Source organism: Viridibacillus sp. FSL H8-0110 (assembly GCF_038003565.1).
Taxonomy (GTDB): Bacteria; Bacillota; Bacilli; order Bacillales_A; family Planococcaceae; genus Viridibacillus; species Viridibacillus arenosi.
In genome coordinates, this window is the sequence record NZ_JBBOPJ010000001.1 from 4,179,465 (window position 1) to 4,202,879 (window position 23,415).

The window sequence follows — 23,415 nt, forward strand, 5'->3', positions numbered from 1 at the left end:
TTTTATACCTCTCCTGACACAATACTAGTCCCAGCATAATGACATGCTACGAAGTGACCGCTTGTATATTCTTCCCACTGTGGTTTTTCTGTTTTACAAATATCTTTTACTACCGGACATCTTGTATGGAATGGACAACCTGTCGGTGGATTTGCTGGATTTGGCAAATCTCCTTGAAGTCGTACCCGTTGAACTTTAGTGTTGACAGATGGTCTTGGAATCGCAGATAATAACGCCTGAGTATATGGATGAAGAGGTTCTTTAAAAAGTTCCTCAACTTCTGCCAACTCAACTGTATTCCCTAAATACATTACAAGTACACGATTGCAAAAGTATCGAACTACACCTAAATCATGTGAAATGAACATATAGGATAAGTGATATTTTTCTTGTAATGTCTTCAATAACTTTAGTACTTGCGCTTGTACTGATACATCTAAGGCTGATACCGCTTCATCACAAATAATAAAAGAGGGATTAAGAGCAATTGCCCTTGCAATGCCAATCCTTTGGCGCTGCCCGCCACTAAATTCATGTGGATATCTGTCATAGTGCTCTTCTTTTAAGCCTACTTCTCCTAATAACTTAAGAACTGCTTCTTTACGTTCTCTTGCCCCCATGTTTGTATGAATTGAAAATACTTCACTTAGTGCATCTCCAACTCGTTGTCTCGGGTCCAAAGAAGCAAAGGGATCTTGGAAAATCATTTGCATTTCCTTAACAAACCTTAGCTTTTCTTTTCTCTTGAGATCTTGTATCTCTTCATCGCGAAAACTAATTTTACCTTCAGTTAAAGGCTCTAAGCCTAGTATTGCTCTGCCTAATGTTGATTTTCCACATCCTGACTCGCCTACTACGCCTAAACTCTCGCCTTCATATAATTCTAAATTTACCGATTCTACAGCTTTGACATGATTTTGTACACGTCTTAATAATCCACTTTTAATAGGAAAATATTTTTTTACACCATTCAATTTAAGAATTATTTTACGCTTTTGCAACTCCAATTGCTCTACCATTATTACTCGCCTCCTCTTCGACCAACCAACAGCTTACATTATGATCATTTCCAATTTCAAATTCAGTAGGTGCTGTGATTCTACACTGCTCTATAGCGAATTGACATCTTGGATGGAATCTACAACCTGAAATCTGCTCTGTTAAACTTGGTAACGATCCAGGTATTGGTTCTAACTCAAACTCAGGGTCATCAACATTGGGCACGGAGTTTAACAAGCCTATTGTATATGGATGACGAGGTTGATTAAATATTTCTTCTACTGATCCTTCTTCAATTTTCTTTCCTCCATACATAACCATCACTCGATCCGCAACTTCTGCCACAACACCCATATCATGGGTAATAAACATAACGCCCATATCTAATTTTTCTTTAAGCGAATTGATTAAATCGAGAATTTGAGCTTGTATAGTCACATCTAAGGCAGTAGTTGGCTCATCAGCAATGAGTAAACCAGGGTTTCCAGCTAAGGCAAGTGCAATCATGACACGTTGTCTCATTCCACCACTTAATTCATGTGGATATTGCTTCATCCGTTTTTCAGGGTATGGAATACCTACTTGTTTTAATAACTCTATTCCTTGTATATTAGCTTGCTTTTTATTTACTTTGTGATGCAACATGAAAGGTTCTCTTAATTGGTAACCTATTGTTAATACAGGATTCAATGCGGTCATAGGTTCTTGGAATATCATTGAAATTTTTGATCCACGCAATTTTCTCTTTTCTTCAGCATTTAATGCATGGATAGCTTGATTTTCATATTTAATCTCACCACCTGAAATTATACCGTTATTTGGAAGTAACCCCATGATAGATAAAGATGTTATACTTTTGCCACAACCTGATTCTCCTACAATACAAAGTGTTTCTCCCTTTTTAACAAAAAAGGAGACATCCCGCACAGCTTGAACATTCCCATCAGCTGTACGGAATTCAGTAATTAAGTTATTCACTTCCAACAATGTCTCCCTCATAAATTACCCTACTTTCTTTTCACATCTTTTAATAACCATTTTCCATTAGGTTCTAATATTAATCCCTCATATTTATTGTTCATTGCCGCTGTCACAACACCATGATACATAACGACTACAGCGTTATCCTCTAACAATAAACCATTTGCTTGATTAAGATATTCTAATCGCTTATCTTGGTCAATCGTTTCTCGAGAAGCATCTACAAGTTCATCGAATTTCTTATTACTATATTTTGTACGATTGGATTCTTTAATATTATCGCTATGCAGATTTGGATATAACATTTCAGACCCATCTTGTGTTAAGTTAGCCCAGCTTAAGAAAGTAATATCGTATTCTCCTGCTCTAGCAGTATCTAAGAAAGCTGCCCATTCCATAGTTTCTATTTGAACTTTAAAACCCGCTTCTGTTAATTGCGCTTGTACAATCTCAGCCATTAAAATAAAGTTTGCTCTGTTTGCTGTTAAAAGTTTAATTGGACGATTTGAATATCCATTTTTATCTACTAATGATTTTGCTAGCTCAGGGTCATAGGCTTGTCCAGCGGAATCCTTGTCCTTTTCATATCCAAAAATCTCTGGTCCTAAAACACTGTCACTGCGTACGCCTAGACCATTTAATTTTGATACAAACGCATCACGATCAATCGCGGCTGCTATTGCTTTTCGCAACTCAGGATCTTGATTTTCTTTAATAGAATGATTAACAGTTAGGTAATAAATTGAACTGCCATTTTTCTTTGTAACATCAATATTTTTTAGAGAATCAATACGACTAATTTGTTCACTTGGCAAATTATCAATAAAGTCAACTTCACCTGTTTGTAACATAGATATAGCTGTTGAGACCTCAGGCACTACCTTGAAAACTAGTTGTTGAATTGCTGGTGTACCATCACGGTATTCATCATTAGCCTCTAAAACTACTTCATCGCCTGGCGTATAACTTACAAACTTAAATGGCCCTGTACCTACAGGTTCTTTCATTAAATCTTGTTTTTTATCAGCGGTAGGGCTCACTATAGCAGCATTTGTATGAGCTAAAGAAGCTAAGAATGGGCCATATGGGTACTTCGTTTTAATTTTAATCTCATATTCATTAATTACATTAATTTCATCTACTGGTTCTAGTAGAGATGCACGAGGAGCAGCAGTTGCTGGATCACGCAATTTATCGAATGTATACTTTACTGCTTCTGCATTGAAAGGTGTACCATCATGAAACTTTACATCTTTTCGAAGTTTAATCATCCAAGTATTTTCATCTGTATTTTCATAAGACTCTGCTAATTTTGGTGTGATTTCTCCAGTTTCAGAATTGCGGTTAAATAACGTTTCATAAACATGCTCTTGCACGTTTGCTGATATAGAATCATTTGTTAAAATCGGAGATAGACCAGCGACATCAGCGGTAGAAGCGTACACAAACTTATCAATTGATCCATCTGCATTAGCCCCCCCTGATGGAGCTGAACTGGATTTTCCACATGCTGCTAAAATAATAGACATTAGTAGTAAAAGTAAAAACACTAGATTTTGTTTCATTTCTTTTCCTCCCCATAACTTAATGAATATCCATATTCGGATCAAGCGCATCACGCAATCCGTCACCAACAACATTAAATGCAAAAACGGTTAACATTATAGCTATTCCTGGGACAATAGTTAAATGTGGCGAAGTCCACATAAAAGCTTGTCCTTGAGCAATCATTGCCCCCCATTCAGGACTAGGTGGCTGAGCACCAAGACCTAAATAACTTAGTGAAGCGGTAGATAAAATGGCTGTAGCCATTCGCATTGTTGCAAATACAATAATTGGCGCGAATGAGTTCGGTAAAATATGTTTAAATATTATTCTAAAATCGGATGCTCCAAGAGACCGCATAGCCATAATATATTCTTTTTCTTTTATAGAAAGGGCAGACCCTCTGACAATACGCGCACATGCAGGAATAGACCAGACACTAATCGCAATCGTAACTGTCACTAGACTTGCTCCTAACATAGCAATAATTAACATTGCTAATAGTGTTCCGGGAAAAGCAAATAATAGGTCAACAATTCTCATAAGGAATCCATCTAACTTTTTGTAATATCCTGCCAATAAACCTAGTATCAATCCTCCTACCAAGCCTAGTGACACGGATGAAATAGCTACTAATAATGAAATTCGAACACCGTATACAATTCTTGACCAAACATCTCGACCATAGTTATCAGTTCCTAACCAATGACCTTCTGAAAAAATAGGTAATTCGCTTTGTGCAAGATTCTGCTTAATCGGATCATGCCATGTAACCATTGGAGCAAATATCGCCATTAAAATTTGTACTATAATAATTAGTAATCCTATAACTGCTAGTTTATTTTTCAATAATCTTTTAGTTAAAGAAATAAAATTACTTTCCATCTTTTTAGGCTTAGTTACTTGCTCTTCCATATTTGATAAAGTCGTCATTTCTGTCCTCCTCTCTTAATCGTAATTAATTCGTGGATCGATAAATGTATATACGATATCAACTACTAAGTTCACGACTACAAATAATGTCGCAACAAGCAACACTGAACCTTGTACTAAAGGAAAGTCTCGCATAGCTATAGCATCAATCATTAAACGCCCAACACCATTAATAGCAAATACTTTCTCTGTAATTATTGTTCCACCGAGTAAAAGTCCAAAATTCAGACCGATTACGGTAATAACCGGAATCATCGCGTTTTTTAACGTATGTATCCAGATAACTTTTCCTTCCTTCAATCCTTTTGCCCTAGCAGTTCTAATATAATCAGCTTTCGCGACTTCTAGAATAGAGGAGCGTGTCATACGGGCAATCATTGCAGCAGACCCTGTACCTAATGTAATAGCAGGCAATATCAACTGCTTAATTCCTTCCCATGTATACAACGGCTGATCCATTCCACCAACTGGCAACCACTGTAAATTCACAGCAAAAACTAAAATTAGTAACGCACCTAACCAAAAATTTGGAATTGAAATTCCTGCTAGCGCAAAAGTTGTAGATGTTGCATCTAGCCATGTATTATGGCGTAATGCAGATATTAATCCAGCGACAATACCAATAATTATCGCAACAATCATACTTGCTATGGCCAACTTTAAAGTATTCGGAAATCGGACAGCTATTGCCTCAGAAACTGATTGTTTTGTCTGATAAGAATATCCAAAATCCCCCTGTACTGCATTTTTTACGTAACGACCATATTGAACGAGGAATGGGTCATTCAACCCCAAGTTATCTCGTATATTTTCAAGGTCAGATTCAGTTGCAGTTGGTCCGCCTATCATTGTTGAAGGGTCACCTGGAGCAATATACATAGATGAAAACACAAGAAATGATATCCCCACTAATAACAATAAAAGTTCAACTATTCGTCGAGCAATTAGACTTATCAAATCAAAACCTCCTTAATCATTTGTTAATTAAAAACCCCATTTGGATTAACAAACGGATAGTTTTCACTGTTTTTGATTATAAAATATAAAATTATAAAAATCTATAGAATTTTCGAAATTTTTAAATTATATTGATTTTCATTACATTAATTAATCAATTTATATTTAATTATTAACAAATGAATGGAAATACAAAGTTATCGATCAGATGTTAATCTCGAGGGATTCACAAAAGTTCGGCTCTACAAATCAAAAAAAAGAGAACCGAATATCGATTCTCTTAGAGTTTTAATCCTAAACGACTTTTAAATCTTCTAAGTAATATATTACTTTCAACTCGCGTTATTCCTTCTAAAGCATATAACTCTTCATTAATAAACTTTTCTAAACTGGCGAAATCATCGACTAATACGTGCATGTGTAATGTTGATGGCCCTGTCATTTGATAACAACTTACTACACTATGATTAAAAGCTAATTTTTCTGCCACTTCAACTAATGATTTTGGCTCACAATCTACTTCAAAAAAAGCAGAAACATTTTTTCCTATTTTTTCAGAATTCACCACCACTGTAAACCGTTCAATTATTCCTTTTTCTTGTAAATTATTAACTCGTTCACGAATAGCCACTCTTGAAAGATTTAATTCTTTACCTATATCTACATAAGAAATTCGTCCATTTCCAATTAATAAATCCAATATTTTTTTATCGATACTATCCATTTGCTCCATTCATATCACCCCTTTATTTTCAACACAATATAGTTTTTAACTAGTTCTTTAATAATATAGCTGAAATATTCGTCAGTAGAAAGAATATTTCATTAAAAAACCATTAAAACTCTGAGAATTTAGCAAGCTCAAAACTTATTTTATATAACATATGTACTGTAATATACACTCAACAAGAAAGAAATTTTTAAGTCATGTACTCTTTTAAAATAGTAAACTTATTCTTTTTAAAGCACTCTATTTGTATCAAAGAACTCAATATGTCCCGGGAAATTATTTTCATATAAATTCATTTAACTTTCATATTAAAGATTTATCCATTTCCCTATCTTTGAATATATGAAAAGGTTGCCACCAATTCTGTGAGTTAGAATTTGGTGACAACCTAATTAGATAGTTATTTTAATTTCGCTTGTGCTTCTTTTGGAATATCCGAAAGCTTAACTTCATCGTATGAAGAAACGCCTTTTTTGTCTTTTACATAAAGCATTAAATATGCATCTTTACGTAAGTTTTTACTTGCAGTGAATTCAAATGATTTTGCTTCACCTTTTGCATTTACGCCTTCTAGATTATAAATATAAGTGACAAATATTTTCCCATCAGACTGCTTCTCCTCTTTTTTAAAACCATCTTCTGTAATATGCACATAATAGTTATCTGCATTCATACGATTAAAATCAATTTTCCCTAATACTACAATGCCTATAACCCCAATTAGGATCAGTGCGCCAATTGCAATTAAAAATTTTTTCATTATTATCATCCTTCTCTTTTATTATTTTGGGTAATAATTCGATTATATGAATAAACCGTTAATACGTAATAGATTCCATAAATAGCTGTGTAAGCAACCATCCATATGATGACAGGCTTAGTGAAATCCATCGAAAATAACTTTGAAAATGCTGTTAATGCTACGGCACTATGTGTAAGACCAATGACAAGTGGTACAGAGAAAATAACAAATACTTGAGATGCCACTGTTTTTCTCATTTCTCTTGCACCAACACCCATTTTATAAAGCATATTGTATTGTGACTTATCTTCCTCTGCTTCTGTTAGTACTTTGAAGTAGATAATACTACCTGTGGCTGCTAGGAAGACAAGTCCTAAGAAACTACCAATGAATAATAGTGAACCCATTCCTTCAATACCGTTTTGATAATCCTCAGGTGCGCTTGAAAATTGAGCTTTGTCAGGCAATACACTAGCAATTTTCTTAGATAAATCAGTTGTTGCATCATCTACTCCAATAGCACGGAATTGCACACTCTCACCTTGTTTTTCAAGCTCTTTATATTGCTCATTTGTGACTACTAGTGTCATTCCTGCCATTAGGTTTAAGACTGGAACTTCATGATACCCTTCCAATGTAATTGTTGTTCCTTTTTTTTCCGCTGTAATCGTCTTACCCGCATATTTCGGCGATAGACTTTCATGATATTGAACATCAATCATAGTCGCTTTATTACCTTTTAAATTTAGTTCTTCTTTTTGTTGAAGTTTCGCTAACTTGTTGTATGTTGTTTCATTGATTACTGTGTAAATACGTTTATCTCCGTCTGTTCCCATTGCCGAATCAAGTTGCTTCGCCTCAAATGTAACGAATAATGCTGAGATATTTTCATCATATATTGTATTTGGTAGTAATGATGTTACTTTTTCGTTATCGACATTCGCTGTTTGCTCGTACATAAATGTGTTTGGATCAGTGAGCTTTACATTGTCATTAATATTGTAATACAGACTGTAAACCGCACCTCCAGCTGTTACTGTTGTTGCACTCAAAATAGCGATAACAGTTAATGTACGGGCGTTACCACGAACCCGGTAAAGCAATTGTGAAATGGTCATTAAGTGTAGACCTTTCCAAAGCCATTTTTCACGACGCTTGAATAAAGTTAGAACAAAACCTGTAACACTATGGAACAAAAGGAAAGTTCCTATAATAACTGTTGCTAATATAATAAGTGGTGTAAACATTCCTAAAATACGCCATGCTTCGGATGTTAATAAGTTCTGTAAAGCTAACCAATAACCCGTTCCGATGCTTATTACGCCTAAGATAGCGACAATCCATGACGGCTTGGGTGCTACTTCACCTTTCTTCGATGCATGGAATAGATCGATTAATTTAAATTGATAGATTAAACGATATCCTTGGAATGAAGTGATGAAGAAGATAATTAGGAAGACAGATGCTGTATTTATAACCGCTTCCGTTGAGAACGTAAATGGAGCGACAACATCATAACCCATTAAACGGATTAATAAGGTAACGAACAATTTTGAACTAAGGAATCCTAGAAAAACACCTATCACTAATGAAAATACACCAAGTAATAAGTTTTCAAAAAATAACATGAAACCAATTTGACGTTTTCTAACGCCTAATAATGCATAAAGCGCTACTTCCTTTTTTCTCTTTTTCATGAAAAATGAATTTGAATATGCGATGAAAATAGCAACAAAGAAGAGTAGTACTACGGCGGCTCCACTCATAAGGGACCCCATCTTCTGTGAAGACTTCGTCATATCAGAGACAATATCGCTATATTTTAAAGTAACAAAGGTAAAATAAATGACGATACTGAATACCATCGATGCGATATACAAAAAATACTGTGAAAAATTTCGTGCAATATTTTTTCTAGCTAAACTAAATAACGTCATCAACCTCACCCCCAATTGCAGATAAAGTATCTAAAATTTCTTGGAAAAACTCTTTCCGCGTTTGATCGCGACGGTAGATTTCCGTTGAAAGCTTGCCATCCTTAATGAATATAATGCGGCGGCAAAAACTTGCGGCGAAAGCATCATGCGTAACCATCATAATCGTTGATTCGTTGTTCTCATTAAGTGAACTTAAGCTTTCTAGTAGGTCTGTTGCAGATTTTGAATCTAGTGCACCTGTTGGCTCGTCAGCTAAAATGAGCGCAGGCTCTGTAACAATTGCTCTTGCAGCAGCCGTACGTTGCTTTTGACCTCCTGAAATTTGATATGGATATTGACTAAGCAAAGATTCAATTCCAAAAACTTTAGCTATTTTTTGGACGCGTTGTTCAATTTCTTTTGCAGGTACTTTTGCAATTGCTAACGGTAATAGAATATTTTCTTTTACGGTTAGTGAATCTAGCAAGTTGTAATCTTGAAAGATAAAGCCAAGATTATCGCGTCTAAAATCTGAGAGCTCAGCTTCCTTCATATCATGTATACCCTTATCATTCATAAAGATTTTACCTTCTGTTGGCGAATCGATTGTTGCAAGAAGATTTAGTAATGTTGATTTACCTGCTCCTGAGGGACCCATAATCCCAACAAATTCACCATGCTCAATTTGAAATGATATATTTTCTAACGCTGTGTAAGTATTCGATGTTTTACCATATATTTTTTTGACGTTTTCTATTTTTAATAATGATTCCATTTGCGTCACCTCTACTGTCATTTGTTGATATACATACTATATCGCCTCATCCTTACAGCATAATTGTCGTAACCTTACAGGAACCTTAAATCTTATTCGAGCACTATTAATTGTTATTTTCGCAAATAAAAAAAGACTTCCCGATTTACAGAAAGTCCTTTTCTATCTTTATTTTCTCGTTGTGTGTAAGTCTGATGCTTCATCAAAGTAAAATCGTCGTTTGCCTTTTCCAAATGCAACGAGCAATGCATGGAAGAACAGAACAACTATTAATACTAATTCAAGTAAGTTTGTACCCAGTGCTAAAAATACTTTTAATTTATAATACGGTGAACCAATTTGTAAGTTCATTTGAGCGAAAATACTTAGTACAAAGAATGCAAAATAAGTAAGATAGATTGCACCAAAACGTTTGAACAATCGCTTATTTGTATCTATAGTACTTACTTTACTATCATAGCGGAAACGCATAATTTTCGAACCAATTGAATGTCCATTCCACAAGATTGGAATGACAAAAAATGCAATGAAAATGACAATAGATTTAATCAGGAAATTTATAATTAAATTTGACTCTGTAAATGTAGTGCTTAATTGCCCAAGCAGATCAATAATGAAAATATCAATAAGTAATGCGATTAATACAGACATTGCACGAACATCATCAAGTGCAATCAATCTTTCCGCTTTTGCATTAATGCTTTCTTTTGATGGGAACAATGCCAAAATAGCAGGTGCGATGAAGAAGCCAAGTATGCCGCCTAATGTATTAAGCATCAAATCATCCACATCAAAAATACGATACGCACAGTTATAAATACCATAAATACCCGTCACTTGTGTGATTTCATAAAATAATGTTAATGCAAAAGTTAAGCCAAGTGCCCTTTTCCAGTACTTTCTTTGTTGAAAGAAATAACGTAAGTATACGCCAAACGGTAATAGTAATAAGAAATTAAAAAAGGCTTGATAAAAGGCAGACTGTTTAACTAATAATGCATATGTACTTGGCTGAGATAAAATCACACCACTATTTTTAAACATATCTGAGATAAAGGTAAACGGCATCAATGAATAATGCTGTGTACCTGGCTGTTGTGTAATACAAGTATTACGTGATTCTGGTAATGGGAGTAGAACTAAAAATAATGCGCTAATAAAATAAAAAATAAATGAAAATGCGATTAGCGTCGTTGATAATGGCAAGTATCCATATTTACGATATGTGTAAATAAGCCAAGGCACAAAAATAATAACGGCCAAAAGGATAAATACTATCATTGCAACGTAAATTGGCTGTGTATAAGCTGACATGCTCTCCTACCTCTTTCGTCATTAATTCATAAAATAATTCTCATCATACCAAAAAAGGCATTCAGATTAAAAGTATTTAAACTAAAATCGAATGCCTCCTGTTACCTAATCAATTTGTTATTCGCCTGCTATAATGCGCTCTTTACAAAAACTCAAAATCAATTCTTCTTCATCTTCTTCTAGACCAAATTCGAGCATTTTTTCAGTACCTTTATCAATGATGAAGTAATTCGCAAGCTTAAAGTCGTCCTCTTTTTTCCCTACGATTGCGCGAATCTCAAGACCACCTTCTACAAATAGTTCGTCTTCTTCATCTACTTCGATATCTAATAAGAATTCAAAGCGTTGTCCTTCAATAATATTTGTAGGATCTAAAATTTCATCCATTGTATATGCTAAAATGTCCATAAAGAATCGCTCCTCTTTTGCATGTTTCAATCATTAATATTAAAGCAAAAATGCGATTAGTAAAGTTTTTAGCTGATTTACCTGTACTTTTCGATAAAAAAATTAGGAGTGATGACGTTTGCAGACATTATTTTACTATCAAAATGCGATGATGAAAGAGTTTCCAGCAAAAATTATAAGAAAAGGGATTGAAGATGACGGACGCGAATTTATCGTGCTTGATAATACAGCATTCTTTCCTACTGGTGGCGGTCAACCTCATGATACAGGTACTTTAAATGGCATTGCCGTAGTAGATGTAGAGAAAGTGGACGACGAAATTCGTCATTATATTGCAGAGTCTTTACCTAACGATGATGAATTGGTAATGGGCGTGCTCGATTGGGAACGACGATTCGATCATATGCAGCAACATGCAGGGCAGCATATTTTGACCGCTGCTTTTGTTGAGCTATTCGGCTACCAAACCATTAGCTTCCATCTAGGGCGAGGAACTGTAACGATAGATTTAGATATTGAAAACATTAGTGAAGACGAACTTGTAGCAGTAGAAGCTCTAGCTAACAAAATTATTTTGGAAAATCGACCAATTGAAACAAAGTGGGTGACAGTAGATGAATTAGAACGCTATAACCTTCGTAAAGCACTGAGTGTAACAAAAGAAATTCGCCTGGTTATCATTCCAGATTACGATTATAACGGCTGTGGTGGTATTCATCCCACTTCAACCGGACAAGTTAGCACCATTAAAATTATGCATACTGAAAAACAAAAAAGAAAAATACGCGTGCATTTTGTTTGTGGCGGACGCGTATTAAGTGAACTACACTGGCGAAAAAATGAACTAAGTAAAGTGGCTAAACTAGCAAGTACTCCTGAAAACGAAGTGGCTGATACAGTTTCAAAACTATTTACTGTTCAAAAAGGATTAGAGAAAGCTTTAGATGCAGCCAAAGAACAATTGCTATCATATGAAGCATTAGAACTTGCAACAACCACTAAAAACGGTGTAACTGGTGCTGTTTATGCAGCGCGTTCCATTCAAGAATTGCAAAAGTTAGCTCGACTAGTTATAGCCGAAAATGAAAATATCGTGGTGCTTCTCGTTGCTGAGCAAGGAGAGAAGTTACAGTTTGTCGCTGCTCGCGGTACAAATGCAATTGATATGAGTATGAAAGATATTTCTTCAGCAGTCCTACCATTATTAAATGGCAAAGGTGGCGGTAGCGATGCCTTTGTACAGGGTGGTGGCGACCATACGATGACGGGTGCTGAATTACTAGAGAAGATGAGAAATATTATATAAACAGGCAACCAGTTAGCTCACTTTTTTACAATTAAAATAATCCACCTCTTTCTATAAAGAGGTGGATTTTAAATTATCAATTAAACCAATTAACTGAGTTCAGCAATTACTTATAATAATTTACAACAATTTGTACGATTAATAAGAGCGTAATACCCCGTAATAGCGGATTAATATATTTCACATTCATTTTACGCGCCACTTTAATGCCTACTTGTGCGCCAATTATACCGCCAAACATTAAAGCAATTGTCAGTGGCCATTCGATTTTCCCTGTCGAAATGTATGTGATAGAACTACCAAAGCATCCTGCAAAAACACCTACTCTATTTAAGCCTACCGCACGGATATAAGCAATTTTCTGACTTGCATATAAATACATCTGTAATGTACCACTTCCAGGTCCAAACATCCCGTCATACATACCAATTCCAAATAACGATGAACCGGTTTTAATATTCAGCTTAAATTGTTCTTCCCCTTCAAAATTACTTTTCTTTAATAATGAAGTTATAAAAGCAAAGCCTAATAAAAAAATTGCTACTAGTGTCAATGTATCTCCACTCATTAACGAGGCAACCATTCCTCCTGTTGCTCCGCCTAATAAACAAGTGACTAACACGATACCTGATTCCTTTAACGTAATTTCCTTCTCTTTAAAGATTACTAGAAAGCTAGTAAATGAACTAACTGTATTCGCTACTTTATTTGCTCCAATAGCAGAATGCACGGGTAGACCATAAAGAAGCATCGTCGGTAAAGAAATCAATCCACCTCCCCCGCTTAGTGTGCCAATAAAGTTTCCGGCAAAGCCAATCACAATGAAGATAAAAAATGACACAAGACCCCTTCTTCCATCTTATCAACCTACTTCCATTTTATACGAAGTCGTCATAACAATAAATGTAAATATAAAATGGCCACCCATAGGATGACCATTCATTTTAATATGAGCTATGACCCTCTAATTCAAATGAATCCTCTTCATTTGAATTGCTGTCTTCAAAAGTTTCACCTTTGCGCTTTTCACTTTCTGTTATATACGCTGCACAAGTGATATCACCTGTTGTATTAACCGCTGTTCGTGCCATATCGAGTAAACGATCAATTCCAATAATAAGAGCTATTCCTTCAACTGGAAGCCCAACAGATTGTAAAACCATTGCCAGCATAATCAGTCCCGCTCCAGGTACAGCTGCGGTTCCAACACTTGCTAGTACAGCAATCATAACAACTGTAACAAGTTGACCAAAAGTTAAATCCACGTTGAATACTTGAGCGATAAAAATCGTTGCTACTCCTTGCATTATGGCAGTGCCATCCATATTCACTGTTGCACCTAATGGTTGGACAAAACTACTAATGGCCTTAGGAATACCCATCTTCTTCTGAGCTATCTCCATTGATACAGGTAATGTTGCACTACTACTTGATGTACTGAAGGCCACGGTCATAGCTGGGAAGAAGTCTTTGAAAAATTGCACCGGATTTCTACGACATAATAATGATATAGCTGTACCATAAACAATGAACATATGCAAAATAAGTGCGAGCATGACTACAACCATATAAAGTCCCATCGCTTTGATGGCACCTATCCCTTGTTTACCGATAGCAGAAGCAAGTAAACCAAATGTACCGTATGGAGCAAACTTCATCACGATGTTCACTAAAATCATCATGACTTCATTTCCCTGGTTTATCACTTTCAGTAAAGTGTTTGCTTTGCTTCCAAGGTAGCTAATAGCTATCCCCACAAAGACTGCGAAAAAAATAATCTGAAGCATATTTCCTTCTACCATTGCTTGGATAGGGTTTGTTGGAATAATAGAAAAGAACGTTTCTGAGATGGGTGGGGCTTTGTCTGCTTTATATTCTAAGCCTGTTGTTTCGAACTGCCCGATGTTCCCTGGTTGAATTATCGAAGCTAAGCCAATCCCTAAAATAATAGCCATTGCCGTAGTCAATAGGAAAAAGACCATCGTTTTAATACCTATACGTCCTAACTTTTTTGGATCACCAATATTCGCAGTCCCTAAAATAATGGAGAAGAACACAAGTGGCACTACAAGCATTTTAATAAGACTCAAGAAAATGGTACCTAATGGGCTAAAGAAGTATTGATCCACCTTAGGAAAGATATCCTCCGCCCACATATTCATCCCAATACCAACTAACGCACCTAATATGAGTGCAATAATAATATTACGAGCTAACTTCATCTTTTTCCCTCCTCGTTTAATGGAATACCAATTTCTAAATAAAAAATTATAGAAAATGCCCGCAGTGATATAGTATTGACTATTTTCACATACGGGCATTTTAACTAACTATTTACTTAAAACTTAACGATCAATAAAGGAGTTTAATGCTGTACTTAAAATACATCATCAATGAACTTAAATATTAACTACAATAAGTATTTTTTAAATGGGTAATTTACAAATACCCTCTAGTTCAAATTCTTAAACCTTGTTTAAATAAAAAATTTTCAAATACAAACGACAATTTTTAAATTCTATCTTTAATGAAAAGCATCTTTTGATCGACGATTGTTTCAGTTATAAATTTATTCCAATCGACTATTAATGCGTTATAGCAAAATACATCTGGTAGCTCAACTTGATAATTATTCGTTGGAGCTTCCTCATAAAACGTATTCCAATCATTTTGCTCTTGGTAGCGTTCTAATTTACTCACTTGTTGCACTTTCTTTTGGAATATATTGTAGGCCAATAAGATTGTTGCTTCAAATACTTGTTGAGGATTTTCTTCCTGTAAGCTATTACGCAAACGTTTTGCCCAATCCTCAACCGTTTCACGATTTAAATCGCTAAATGCTTCTCGATTTCTAGTATAAGGATTATTTTTAGTCTCTAATTGACGTTGATTTATATCTTCTATTTTGTAGTTGAAAAATGATAAATACGCAGTCTCCATTTTACTAGCTAGTTCAGGGGATATACCATCTTTTTGAATCAGAAGTTCTAACTTCATACCTAAAAACCCAAGCTCTACTCCTAGCTGCTCCTCGCTAACGGAAGTTGATTTTTGGTTAGCTAATCTACGTTGTACTGCTTGGTAAAAAGCCGCTACTGCATTTAATTCCAATGTTGTATACGGATTTTCTCTTATTTTAATACGATTCTCATCTATTTTAGCTATCACTAAGCGTAGAATATCTCCCATAAAATATGAATCTCTTTCCAACCACTCATCCGATGTACCTTTAATAAAAGCGTAATCCTTATTTGCTACAACAAAATTTCCGTATTTAGCAAGTTTGTATTGATAAATCCCTTTAATCGATTGCTCCATTAAAGCTGATTCTCCTACTACTTCATTTTTTTCAAAAAAAGCGCCGACAGAATCAATAAAAGCATTCGACATTCTTTTTAACCCACGACCAAAAATTTCATCCAGTTTAGCAAGTTGTGCTACTTGGTCTTCACTTTCAAAATCACGTTCGATACGCATTTTATATGTGATATATTCGGAAGCTAAATAATCGAGATGCTCGCCAATAGCAGGAAGTCGTTCAAAAGAAATCCCACCTTTTGTACTCACATTAAATTCGACCATCTTCCAGAAAATTTCTTTTGGCAAGCCTTGTTGTTGAAATTGCTCTTCTGTAAGCGATTGCATTTTCATTCGCTTATCTGCTGAAAAATACATCGGTAAACGCTCCTGTACTTCCGCAATATATTTTTTCTTCAAGTGTTTTACCGTTTTCACATCTAAAAAAGGTTCTAAAATATTATTTTTATCGGCTTGATTCGTGTGTTGGTCAGGTAGGGACACTCTATTTTGTACATAATAATTGTTCACTTTACATGTCGCCCTCCTTTTAATAGTAATTATCGGTTATGTGAACATATAAATACCGACTGCATCTGTATGAATATTTTAACAATTTAATGTAGATGCGACTAGTCCTATTTATGAAACGTAAGCATAATAGGTACAACCGTCTTTGTTATACCCTATAATTATAGTAAATAATTCATTTCTGAAAGGTTTGATTATAGTTGAAGATTGCAATCATTGGTGGCGGCATCGGAGGTTTATGTGCTGCAGTTGCCCTTCAAAAAAGACAAATACATGTTGAAGTTTTCGAAGCCGCTCCTACTTTCCAACCCGTTGGCACCGGTATTGGCATTGGTTCAAATGCCATGCAGGCACTCATGAAAATGGGCGTTGGAGAAAAGGTCTATACAAATGGAACGACTTTGACAACGCAAGTGTTTCAAAACAGCATTGGAAAAATATTGAACACAATCGATTTTGGTGCTATTAAACGACTTTACGGACAGGAAAACATTACGATTCAACGGTCTGATCTACATAGTACTTTATTAGAAGCTTTAGCTGAAGGAACGGTGAAATATAGTAAGAAATGTGTAGATGTTGTATCTGAGGATACGCAAGTAACTGCTTTTTTTGAAGATGGGACATATGTGACAGCTGATTTGCTCATTGCGGCAGATGGCATTCACTCGCCTATTCGGCAAAAACTTGTACCTGACTCTGCTCCGCGTTATGCCGGTTATATGTGCTGGCGTGGTGTAGCTGAAAACAAGGGGCGTGTTGATGAACATACATCCTGTGAAATATGGGCAACTTCTGGACGATTTGGCTATGCCCCCTTGAAAAACGGACAAGTTTACTGGTTTGCCTGCGTCAATGCACACGAAAATGATGCTTTTTATCACACCCTAGGTCGAAAAGAAATCGCTCGTTTGTTTGAAAAATTCCCTGCTCACGTTGCTGACCTTATACTGGATACAAAACCAGATGCTATTTTACACCATGATATAAAAGATATCCGTCCTCTAATGAAGTTCGCATATGGACGTATCGTTTTGTTAGGAGATGCTGCACATGCTACAACGCCAAATATGGGCCAAGGGGCTGGGCAATCGATTGAAGATGCACTTGTTTTAACGACGGCTCTTGCTGAATACGCTAATTTTCAAGACGCTCTCCAACACTATGAAAGCGAACGCGTAGCTCGTACAGCAAAAGTAATCTCACTTTCACGCCAAATTGGTTGGAGCGCTCAACTTGGTTCCCCGATTTTAGCTAAGGCACGAGATATCGCCTTTCCACTTATACCGTCAAAGGCTTTACTGTGGAGATTAAAATTCCTATTTGATGTGAAGTTTAAATAATAAAATCGCTAAGTACTGAAATGCTTATCAGGACCTAGCGAAATTTTTTATTATTATATAGAATGTAATTCCACCACGACAATTTCAGGTAAATTGAGTAAGCGAACAGGCATTAGACTATTACCAAGCCCCCGACTAATTACTTGAGTCATATGATCGACCTCGAATGTACCAGCTGTATATTTCGGAAAGAATCCTTGCCCTGGTGCGATGAGACCACCGACACCTGGCAAACGGAATTGTCCGCCATGTGCATGACCAGAAAATGTTATATCAATATTATTTTCAGCATATACTGTCATGTATTCAGGACGATGAGCTAGTAAAAGCTTAAAATTAGCCTCTGATTGATGGAGAAGTGCAGTATCTAGCATTGCTTGTGTATCTGTTCCAGCAAGCGGATCTTCAATACCTACAATTTGAATTACTTCTCCATCTTTTTCAAATGGCAAGGTACTGTTTGATAATACATTGACGCCCAGTTCAGTAAGAGCACCTTTAATTTCGGAAACTTTATTTACAGCTATTTCATGATTACCTGTAACATAATAAACCGGCGCAATTTTCACAAAACCAGCGACAGCCTGCATGCTCTCCTCCAAATCATAGCGGTTGCGATCAATAACATCGCCTGTCAAGAAAATGGCATCCGGCTTTGCATCTAGAACCTTTTTAATAAGTCGATCCTGCTTATTGCCAAATGTAGCATCGTGTAAATCAGAAACTTGAACGATGCGCATACCATCGAAAGATTTTGGTAATTTCTTAGACTCTATTTTATACGTCGTTGTGACTAACCATTTGTTATTTACTATACAAAAAATCACAACCAGTATTAATCCGATAATAATACGTAAAATCTTCTTCAATGGTCATCGCTCGTTTCTTTAATCTCTTTTTTCCTCATTACAATCCTTAACATAATACTATCAACTATATTCATTGGGTATCAATATTCAACTGGTGGATACATTCTCGACCCGTTTTCATCTAATACATTGATATGTTTCGGAACTTTCAGAATGACATAAGTAGAGCCATCAGCACCGATATTTCCGTCAATTGTGTCAAATCCACTTTGGGCAAATGGGAAAAGACCAATTTCATCTGTAAAAATATTACCTTCGAATTCATATGAATCAGGTTTTTTAAAATTTAATGTATGCTGATCTGACCAGCTAATCACAGTTGGCTTAACTTTCTCTGAAAGATCTATATTGTACAGGGTACTATGCGTTTTATAAACTTTACCCTTAATTTACTGTTTTATAGTGAGTTTGCTTATTGCCGCTATCGGATAATTAATCGGAACACTGATACAAGCAAAATTGGAATTAATATCGAGCTTTTCTTAACAGTTTTTCAATCTCTTTGTAACCAAGTTTTTCTGCATGCTCAAGTGGAGTAACACCATCTCTATCCGCAAGATTTGGATTAGCTCCATGCTCTAACAAAATACGCACAGTTTCTTGTTGTTTTTTACCACCATCGCCTAAGATGATTGCTTCTAATAATGCCGTCCACCCTAAGTTATTAATATGATTCACATCACTATTTGTTTCAGTTAATAAAAATTTTACAACATCAACATACCCGTGCTCAGAAGCTGGAATTAAAGCAATACCACCATAGCGATTTGTAATTTTAGGATCTGCACCGGCTTTTGAAGTTAGCTTTACAATGTCCAAATAACCTTCTGCTCCTGCATATAAAAATGGAGAATTTTGCATATCATCTTGAATATTTACATCGGCTCCTGCTTCAGTTAACACTTTCGCCGATTTCACGTCGTTATTATATGTCGCAATCATAAGCGCTGTGCGTCCTTTGCCATCTTGTGTATTAATATCTTGTTCAGATTTCAGCGCTTTTTTTACAGCATTACTATCTTGCTTCTCAACAGCTTCAAATAATGACATCTGTACCCCTACTTTCTTAACTGTCACATAACCTGCAAATGCTAAACCTAATGATACAGCCGCAAAAATTGCTTTATTACGCATTCCCATATGATTTCACCATTCCTCTTTGTGAAACTACTTTTCCAAATTAGTATGCCAAACCGACACGTAAGTGTTTAAATTCATTTTGAAATAATTCATGATAAACGAAGTGAGCAGTGTCACCTACTGTAATTTTCTCTCCGTTTAGTGGTAGCATATTTCTTTCTGTACGATATACACCAATAGCTGAGCCATCTGGTAAATAAGTTGGACAAGCAATTGTCCAATCTAAATCCGATGCTTCTAATGCACGGAATGCTTTTGCATGTTCCTCTGCCGCAAAAGTAAGCTTTCGTTTGGATTCAGATGATTGGAAGCGTAGTTTTCCTCTTTCAGCGCGGCTATCTAAAATGCCGGCTGTACCGATTGTGACGATTCTTTTTACATTTAGTTGCTCCATCGCCCTAATAATATTTGGGACGCCTTCTGATAATGTTGTCGTTTTGTCCGTACCAATTGCACTTATTACTGCGTCTGCCTGCTCCATAGCTTGGACCGTATGTTCAAAATTTTTAACATCTCCTTTAATCTTTTGGAGATTTGGATGTGCTGGCAATTTTTCTAGCGAACGTACGAGTACCTTAACTTCATGCCCTTCAGCTAAGGCACGTTGTAATACTTCATTTCCTACGCGTCCGGTTGCACCGAAGATTGTGATTTTCATTTGGTGATGCTCCTTTATTATTCTTATAATTGGTGATTTATGAAATGGTTTATATATTTTTTCATCGTCTTCTTTATAGTTTAGCATTGTTTGTTTTGTTGGAAATAATAGAATGCTTTATGGAAGTTTTTTGCGTAAATTAGACAGGGGATTTAGGGATTAGTATACTATTTTTAACAATCTATAGGAGGGATTCCATGCAGATATTAGATAGTTATATTAAAGCTACAAATACGCATGATTTTAAGCAAGTAAAAAAATTGTTGCATCCTAAAGCTGTATATTTTTTCTCGGATCAGACCTGCACATGTCACGAAGAAATCCAACAATACTTTGAAAATGCTTGGTCAATAGTAAAGAATGAAAATTACGAAGCACATGATGTTGAATGGTTAGACCAAAAAGAAAGCTCTGCAACTTGTATTTATACATATTTCTATGAGGGATATATTAATGATGAGTATATATGTGGCAAAGGAAGAGCCACTAATATTTTTGTGAAAGAAGCGGATAAATGGCTTCTAGTTCATGAGCATTTAAGCTCTTAAAAGTAATGATCAATAAGATACTTTCTAAGAAACATAAATAAAACCCGTATACGAAGATTTCCATACATTCGTATACGGGTTTTGGAGAGTTAGTATAGAAATAAACAAAGTTTCCCTATTAATTTTCTATATTGTTTCTAAGTATCATACCAATGTTTCTTCACATAAACTCCAGATAACACGGTTATAATGCTTTAAGAGGTGATACAGTGAGAAACTATCAAGTTCTTGTAGTAGAGGATGACAAAGAAATTCAAGAGTTAATAAAACAATTTTTAATGACACAAAACTATATTGTTGAAACCGCATCAGATGGATTAGAAGGAATGAGACAATTTAATAAGCATTCCTATGATTTAATTCTTTTGGATGTGATGATGCCAAACCTTAGGGGATTTGAAATGGCACAAATGATACGAAAACAGTCTAATGTACCAATTATTATGCTAACCGCATTAGAAGAAGAACAACATCAAATGAAAGGCTTTGATATTGGAATCGATGATTATATTACTAAGCCTTTTTCTTTCCATGTTCTGATTAGACGAGTCGAAGCAGTACTGAGAAGAAGTTATGATCAAAGTACGGATAATCATTTAGTATTTAAAGAAGTCCATGTTGATTGTGAAGCATATAAAGTATATGTTAATGAGATTGAAATACTATTAACTACAAAAGAATTCGAAATTCTGCAACTACTACTTCAAAATGAAAAAAAAGTACTTACAAGAGAGCGAATTATAGAAAAGGCTTGGGGCTACGAATATTGTAGTGAAACACGTATTATCGATACACATATTAAAAACATACGAAAAAAATTAGATATACCTTATATTAAAACCGTAAAAGGCATTGGTTACAAAATCGATGAATAAAATATTAAAAATCACAAAGATGAATCGAATTACTTATAAACTCTTTTGGATTACTTCACTTATTTTGTTAGCCTTTGCATTAGTCATGTATCTAACTTTATACTTCTTTCTCCCTACGTTTTATGAACAGTATAAAACAGATCAACTTCAAACAGGAATAGAAGAAATAATTGATAAATCCAAGGATCTTACTTTTCAAAATGCAATACCACTTCTTGATAAATATTCACAAAAAAATAACGCAATAATCTACCTTCAAGATCAAGAAGGAAGAATTATTTATTCTCCTACCTTTTCCTTTACCGGTAGTAATAGTCAAGGGGTAGCAGTAACGCCGGCTACTAAAGGTCCATTGGAGAATTCAGATAATCTTTCCAATTCGTATAATGCTACCATACCTATTCAATTCCTAAACGTTAACTTAACACTCGTGGTGTTCGCAACATTTCAACCTATTAATGAAGCTTCACAGGTATTGGCCCTTTTCCTTCCTTATATTAGTATTATTGTGATTGTTATTGGTTTAGGTAGTGCTTATTTGTATTCACGGTTCATCACAAAACCTCTCATTTATATTAATCAAGGGGCACAAAAGATGGCGAACTTGGATTTCTCTGAAAAAATCGAGGTTCGATCCAATGATGAGCTAGCGGAATTATCCAATAGCTTAAATGATATGTCAGTTAATTTACAACATACTATGCATGATTTAAAGAAAGCAAATCAACAGTTAAAAAGCGATATTGAAAAAGAAAGAAAAATAGAAGAAAAACGCAGGGAATTTTTCTCAATAGTAGCACATGAATTAAAAACTCCTCTCACCGTCATGAAAGGATACTTAGAAGGAATGATTTATAATATTGGCCCGTATCAAAATCGTGACCAATACTTAAAGAAGAATCACCAAATTATCGAAAGTATGGAACAACTTGTTCGCGAGATTTTAAGCATGTCAAAATTAGAGCAACATACTTTTAAACTACAATTGGAAGAAGTAAATCTCTCAGAATTAATTAATACAATCACAAAAGATCTTGAATTTTTTGCTTCTCAAAAAGACATTCAAATGATAAAACAAGTTGGTTCTCACCATCTTGTTTATACAGACCGGGTTCTTTTAGAAAAAGCCTGCAAAAATATTGTTCATAATGCAATTATGTATTCACCTCATGGAGAGAAAGTATATATATCTTTAACTGCGGACTCAAAACAACACATTCAAATTAAAGTCATTAATACAGGTATTAAAATTAAAGAAGAGGATTTACAGCAAATTTTCGATCCGTTTTATAGAATCGAAAAATCAAGAAATCGAAATACTGGTGGAAGTGGCTTAGGGTTATATATTGTAAAGCAAGTTTTTGAAACACTTTCTATTACCTATTCTTTAAATAACACTGAAAATGGCGTACAATTTTTATTTACCATTCCTTTATCCACAAAGTGAACAACAAAATAGTTTAGATTTTAATTTTGAAAGAAATTTCTATAATTTTTTTCAAAAGATCATTTTTAAGAAGAAGAAAAAATCCATTTTGAAAGAGATAA

Annotated in this window: 23 protein-coding genes; 5 read left to right on the forward strand and 18 right to left on the reverse strand. The window is 35.1% G+C overall.

All coding sequences use genetic code 11. The features are described from left to right. Positions 1-2: 2 nt before the first annotated feature. The 11 genes from MHH98_RS20650 to MHH98_RS20700 all read right to left on the reverse strand — a co-directional run bounded on the left by MHH98_RS20650 (position 3) and on the right by MHH98_RS20700 (position 11,300). Positions 3-1,019, reverse strand: a complete 1,017-nt coding sequence (locus MHH98_RS20650) for an ABC transporter ATP-binding protein (RefSeq protein ID WP_038180709.1) — start codon at positions 1,017-1,019, stop codon at positions 3-5. Further along, complete coding sequence (locus tag MHH98_RS20655) at positions 988-1,998, reverse strand: ABC transporter ATP-binding protein (protein ID WP_340713460.1); 1,011 nt, start codon at positions 1,996-1,998, stop codon at positions 988-990. Before MHH98_RS20655 ends, MHH98_RS20650 begins: the two co-directional genes overlap by 32 nt. Before the next feature lie 8 nt (positions 1,999-2,006). Beyond that, entirely contained in the window at positions 2,007-3,545 is a 1,539-nt protein-coding gene (locus MHH98_RS20660; RefSeq protein ID WP_038180715.1) for an ABC transporter substrate-binding protein, read from the reverse strand. A gap of 19 nt (positions 3,546-3,564) precedes the next feature. Then, positions 3,565-4,440, reverse strand: coding sequence for an ABC transporter permease (locus MHH98_RS20665; RefSeq protein ID WP_412104678.1), 876 nt, complete (start codon positions 4,438-4,440; stop codon positions 3,565-3,567). Positions 4,441-4,473: 33 nt separating this feature from the next. Further along, positions 4,474-5,415 (reverse strand): nickel ABC transporter permease, encoded by a 942-nt coding sequence (gene nikB, locus MHH98_RS20670; RefSeq protein WP_340709387.1) that lies wholly within the window; start codon positions 5,413-5,415, stop codon positions 4,474-4,476. Positions 5,416-5,695: 280 nt separating this feature from the next. Next, positions 5,696-6,148, reverse strand: coding sequence for an Lrp/AsnC family transcriptional regulator (locus MHH98_RS20675; protein WP_038180723.1), 453 nt, complete (start codon positions 6,146-6,148; stop codon positions 5,696-5,698). Positions 6,149-6,545: 397 nt separating this feature from the next. Beyond that, the gene (locus MHH98_RS20680) at positions 6,546-6,905 is read right to left on the reverse strand and encodes a YxeA family protein (RefSeq protein ID WP_076034215.1); all 360 of its coding nucleotides are present in this window, start codon (positions 6,903-6,905) and stop codon (positions 6,546-6,548) included. Positions 6,906-6,910: 5 nt separating this feature from the next. Beyond that, positions 6,911-8,824 carry an ABC transporter permease gene (locus MHH98_RS20685; protein ID WP_076034214.1) on the reverse strand — a complete coding sequence of 638 codons (1,914 nt, stop codon included), beginning with the start codon at positions 8,822-8,824 and terminating at the stop codon, positions 6,911-6,913. Further along, positions 8,811-9,578 (reverse strand): ABC transporter ATP-binding protein, encoded by a 768-nt coding sequence (locus MHH98_RS20690; RefSeq protein ID WP_038180730.1) that lies wholly within the window; start codon positions 9,576-9,578, stop codon positions 8,811-8,813. The genes MHH98_RS20685 and MHH98_RS20690 overlap by 14 nt, the downstream gene beginning before the upstream one ends. A 168-nt stretch (positions 9,579-9,746) precedes the next feature. Beyond that, positions 9,747-10,892, reverse strand: a complete 1,146-nt coding sequence (locus tag MHH98_RS20695) for a VanZ family protein (protein ID WP_038180733.1) — start codon at positions 10,890-10,892, stop codon at positions 9,747-9,749. Positions 10,893-11,009: 117 nt separating this feature from the next. Further along, on the reverse strand, positions 11,010-11,300 hold the full coding sequence (locus MHH98_RS20700) for a DUF6509 family protein (protein ID WP_038180735.1): 291 nt from the start codon (positions 11,298-11,300) through the stop codon (positions 11,010-11,012). A gap of 118 nt (positions 11,301-11,418) precedes the next feature. Here MHH98_RS20700 and MHH98_RS20705 point away from each other — a divergent pair, with 118 nt between their 5' ends. Beyond that, complete coding sequence (locus tag MHH98_RS20705) at positions 11,419-12,606, forward strand: alanyl-tRNA editing protein (protein ID WP_340713462.1); 1,188 nt, start codon at positions 11,419-11,421, stop codon at positions 12,604-12,606. A 106-nt stretch (positions 12,607-12,712) separates the two neighbouring features. Here the strand turns inward: MHH98_RS20705 and MHH98_RS20710 are convergent, their stop codons facing one another. The 3 genes from MHH98_RS20710 to MHH98_RS20720 form a co-directional block, all read right to left on the reverse strand. Then, on the reverse strand, positions 12,713-13,447 hold the full coding sequence (locus MHH98_RS20710; RefSeq protein WP_038180741.1) for a sulfite exporter TauE/SafE family protein: 735 nt from the start codon (positions 13,445-13,447) through the stop codon (positions 12,713-12,715). Positions 13,448-13,550: 103 nt separating this feature from the next. Next, a complete protein-coding gene (locus tag MHH98_RS20715; RefSeq protein ID WP_340713463.1) occupies positions 13,551-14,828 on the reverse strand; it encodes a dicarboxylate/amino acid:cation symporter in 1,278 nt (425 codons plus the stop codon). A gap of 289 nt (positions 14,829-15,117) precedes the next feature. Continuing rightward, positions 15,118-16,434 carry a hypothetical protein gene (locus MHH98_RS20720; protein WP_051448595.1) on the reverse strand — a complete coding sequence of 439 codons (1,317 nt, stop codon included), beginning with the start codon at positions 16,432-16,434 and terminating at the stop codon, positions 15,118-15,120. 200 nt (positions 16,435-16,634) lie between these two features. Between MHH98_RS20720 and MHH98_RS20725 the strand changes: the two genes are divergently transcribed. Next, the gene (locus MHH98_RS20725) at positions 16,635-17,777 is read left to right on the forward strand and encodes an FAD-dependent monooxygenase (protein ID WP_340713465.1); all 1,143 of its coding nucleotides are present in this window, start codon (positions 16,635-16,637) and stop codon (positions 17,775-17,777) included. A gap of 53 nt (positions 17,778-17,830) precedes the next feature. Here the strand turns inward: MHH98_RS20725 and MHH98_RS20730 are convergent, their stop codons facing one another. The 4 genes from MHH98_RS20730 to MHH98_RS20745 form a co-directional block, all read right to left on the reverse strand. Continuing rightward, complete coding sequence (locus MHH98_RS20730) at positions 17,831-18,646, reverse strand: metallophosphoesterase (RefSeq protein WP_038180746.1); 816 nt, start codon at positions 18,644-18,646, stop codon at positions 17,831-17,833. Positions 18,647-18,726: 80 nt separating this feature from the next. Continuing rightward, complete coding sequence (locus tag MHH98_RS20735) at positions 18,727-18,963, reverse strand: hypothetical protein (RefSeq protein WP_038180749.1); 237 nt, start codon at positions 18,961-18,963, stop codon at positions 18,727-18,729. A 148-nt stretch (positions 18,964-19,111) separates the two neighbouring features. Further along, complete coding sequence (locus tag MHH98_RS20740) at positions 19,112-19,786, reverse strand: ankyrin repeat domain-containing protein (protein WP_081730028.1); 675 nt, start codon at positions 19,784-19,786, stop codon at positions 19,112-19,114. A 40-nt stretch (positions 19,787-19,826) separates the two neighbouring features. After that, complete coding sequence (locus tag MHH98_RS20745; RefSeq protein ID WP_076034210.1) at positions 19,827-20,444, reverse strand: NAD(P)-dependent oxidoreductase; 618 nt, start codon at positions 20,442-20,444, stop codon at positions 19,827-19,829. Between the two features lie 197 nt (positions 20,445-20,641). Between MHH98_RS20745 and MHH98_RS20750 the strand changes: the two genes are divergently transcribed. The 3 genes from MHH98_RS20750 to MHH98_RS20760 all read left to right on the forward strand — a co-directional run bounded on the left by MHH98_RS20750 (position 20,642) and on the right by MHH98_RS20760 (position 23,314). Then, positions 20,642-20,992, forward strand: a complete 351-nt coding sequence (locus tag MHH98_RS20750) for a YybH family protein (protein WP_076034209.1) — start codon at positions 20,642-20,644, stop codon at positions 20,990-20,992. 209 nt (positions 20,993-21,201) lie between these two features. Next, complete coding sequence (locus MHH98_RS20755; RefSeq protein ID WP_038180757.1) at positions 21,202-21,867, forward strand: response regulator transcription factor; 666 nt, start codon at positions 21,202-21,204, stop codon at positions 21,865-21,867. Beyond that, positions 21,860-23,314 carry a sensor histidine kinase gene (locus MHH98_RS20760; protein ID WP_340713467.1) on the forward strand — a complete coding sequence of 485 codons (1,455 nt, stop codon included), beginning with the start codon at positions 21,860-21,862 and terminating at the stop codon, positions 23,312-23,314. The genes MHH98_RS20755 and MHH98_RS20760 overlap by 8 nt, the downstream gene beginning before the upstream one ends. The last annotated feature ends 101 nt before the right edge of the window (positions 23,315-23,415 follow it).